The sequence below is a fragment of the Streptomyces prasinopilosus genome (assembly GCF_001419695.1).
GTDB classification, from domain to species: domain Bacteria; phylum Actinomycetota; class Actinomycetes; order Streptomycetales; family Streptomycetaceae; genus Streptomyces; species Streptomyces prasinopilosus.
This window is the reverse complement of sequence record NZ_LIRG01000909.1, coordinates 1-2,733: the sequence shown is the minus strand read 5'-3', so window position 1 is coordinate 2,733 and position 2,733 is coordinate 1. Positions and strand designations below refer to the sequence as shown.

General features: G+C 73.5%; 2 protein-coding genes. Both read right to left on the bottom strand.

Annotation, left to right across the window (positions count from 1 at the left end; genetic code table 11):
• Positions 1-158: 158 nt before the first annotated feature.
• A complete protein-coding gene (locus tag AOK18_RS28370) occupies positions 159-851 on the bottom strand; it encodes a helix-turn-helix transcriptional regulator (RefSeq protein ID WP_055696178.1) in 693 nt (230 codons plus the stop codon).
• 253 nt (positions 852-1,104) lie between these two features.
• Positions 1,105-2,733 (bottom strand): outer membrane protein assembly factor BamB family protein (locus AOK18_RS28365; protein ID WP_055696177.1); only part of this gene is annotated, 1,629 nt, incomplete at its 5' end.

The following is a 2,733-nucleotide window of genomic DNA, read 5'->3' as shown; positions in this document are numbered from 1 at the left end:
ACTGATCACCCGGCGGCGGGCGACCGATCGCCCTCCGTCGCGCCGGCGTCCCCGGACGCCCGGCGCGACGGGGGCGGGGACACGTCCGCGGTGCCGGCGGCGCGGGCACCGGCCCGCGGACCTCCCGCCCCGCGAGCGCCCGGCCCGCCCTCGCGCCCTCACTCCTCGGGCGGCGCCGTCCCCCGCACCGGTCCCGCCCGGTCCAGCAGTCCCGTCCGGGCGGCCAGCGCCGCGGCCTCCAGCCGGGAGCCCACGCCGAGTTTCATCAGGACGCGCTGGACGTGCGTGCGTGCCGTGGACGGTGCGATGCCCATGCCCGCCGCGATCAGCCGGGTGTCCTCGCCCTCGGCGACCCGGACCAGGACCTCCACCTCCCGCGGGGTCAGCATCCGCAGCAGCCGCTGGCCCTCGTCGTCCGGCTGGACCGCCGGGTTCAGCAGGTCGCCGAACGCGCCCTGCAGCAGTTGCGGCGCCACCGCGGCCTCCCCCGCCCGCGCCTTCATGATCGCCCGTTCGACGCCCTCTATGCGTTCGTCGTGCCGCACGTAGCCGGACGCGCCCGCCGCGAACGCCGCCGCGATCCCGCGGGAACCGGGCACCGGGCCCAGCACCAGCACCGCCACCTGCGGCCGCTCCCGCTTGATCCTCACCACCGGGTCGAAGATCCCGGGTTCCGCCGGCGTCGCCGTCCCCAGCAGGCACACCTCCGGCGCCCTGCTGATCACCAGGTCCGCCGCCCCCGCCACCGGTGCCGCCGCCGCCAGCACCCGGTGCCCCCGCAGCTTCAGCGCCGAGGCCAGCGCCTCCGCGAGCAGCCGGTGGTCGTCGACCACCATCAGCCGCACACCCATCGCTCATCCCCCCAACCGCGAGCGCACCCCCGTGCGCCGCCTCCCCGTCCGGTCCCGGAAGCTACACGCTTGTTCGACGTCGCGCTCCCCCTACCGGCGAGAATCGCCCCGGAACACCGAAATTCTCGTATTCACCGGCCGCGGACGGCCGGGGAGCGGTACGCGTACGGCCCCGCCCCCCGAGCGGGGGCGGGGCCGTACGGACGGGTCCCCGGGAACGGGTCCCGGCGGATCCGGGCGGGCCGAAGGACGGTCAGCCGGTGCCGAAGGCGATCGCCAGGTACTCCTTGTCGCCCGCGGTCAGCGCGCTGGCGTACACGTCCGACATGTACAGCCGGCCCCGCGCGTACAGGATCTCGGCGTGCTGGGGCAGCATCCGCGTCTCGACGTCCCGCACGGACTTCTCCGCCGGGTTCTCCATCAGCTTGGTCTCCTCGAAGGAGCCCCCGTCGATGCTCACGATCTGTCCGCCCTTGTCGTAGGGCGGGCGCTTGTACGCGATGATGTCGCCGCCGTCCATCCGCAGCGGGACGATCGTGTAGCCGTCGCCCGCGTCGGCGCGCTGGCCGGTCTGCTTGCCGGTGGACAGGTCGAAGGCGACGACCTCGTTGGTCCGGCCGTAGTCGCCGTTGCTCTCGTGCTCCTCGGTCGCGATGTACAGCCGGTCCTCGCCGACGGCCAGTCCGCTGCAGTGCTCGATCCTGGTGATGCCGTCGCAGCGGGCGGCGAACTCCTCGCCGGGCGCGGAGATGCGGGCCCGCAGTTCGCCGCTCTCGTTGTCGATGGAGAAGAAGTCGGAGATGCCGCTGCCGTCACCGGCGGAGTCGCCGACGTCGGCGGCCACGACCAGCGGGTCGGTGGACACCACGGCCGCGTACTCGATGCCCTGGGACATCTTGTACTCCGAGAGCACCTTCCCGTCCTTCGGGTCGATGGTCTGGATGTGCAGCTGCCGCTGGTCGTACGGACCGCACTTGCGCACCGCGACCAGCTTCGGGCCGCCGCCGTAGCCGGAGTCGTAGCAGGCGTCGGACGTCTTGGGCGCCCACAGGGCCTTGCCGGAGGTGATGTCCCAGGCGGCACCGCCGCTGGTGCTGGCGGCCGCGACGGTGTTCCCGCTGATGGTGACGTTGTTGAAGCTGATCTCCTGGGTGCCGGACCTGGCCGTCTCGGACCACAGCTTCTCGCCGGTGGCGAGGTCGAAGGCGGCGACCTGGGTGCAGCTCTGCGGCTTGGTCTTGGTCGGCATCGCCGGCTTGTAGACGATCGCCGTCCTGCCGTCCTCGGTGACGTGGTCGCTGGCCTCGCACACCGGTCCGGGCAGGTCCAGCGTCCACAGCTCGCTGCCCTTGACGGCGTCGTAGCCGACGACCTCGGCGACGCCGCTCTTGGCGTACACCTTGTCGGTCGTCCAGGAGCCGGCGGTGACGACGGTGCTGGCGTCCTTCGAGACCTTCGGCGCCGGCACCTGGAAGAGGACCTCGGAGGAGGGGTCGGCCGGGGCCTTCTCGTCGCCGCCGGCGCTGTCACCGCCGGAACCGCCGCCCTCGCCGCCCTTCGTGCCGCCGCTGTCGCCGGAGTTCGCGGTGTTCTTCTTCCCGTCGCCGCCGGACGAGGAGTACCAGACCCCGGCGCCGACGATCAGGGCGATGGCCACGACCGCGGCGACGATGATCGCCAGCGACGCGTTGATCTTCCGCCCGCCCCCGGGCCGGCCGGGCTGCGGCTGCATCGGCACGGTCGGGTGCGGATAGCCGTACGGCTGGCCGTAGGGCTGCTGGCCGTAGGGCTGCTGCGGCTGGCCGTACGCACCGGGCTGGCCCGGCTGGGGCTGGCCCGGGTATCCGTAGCCGGCGGGGGGCTGCTGCGGGTAGCCGTACCC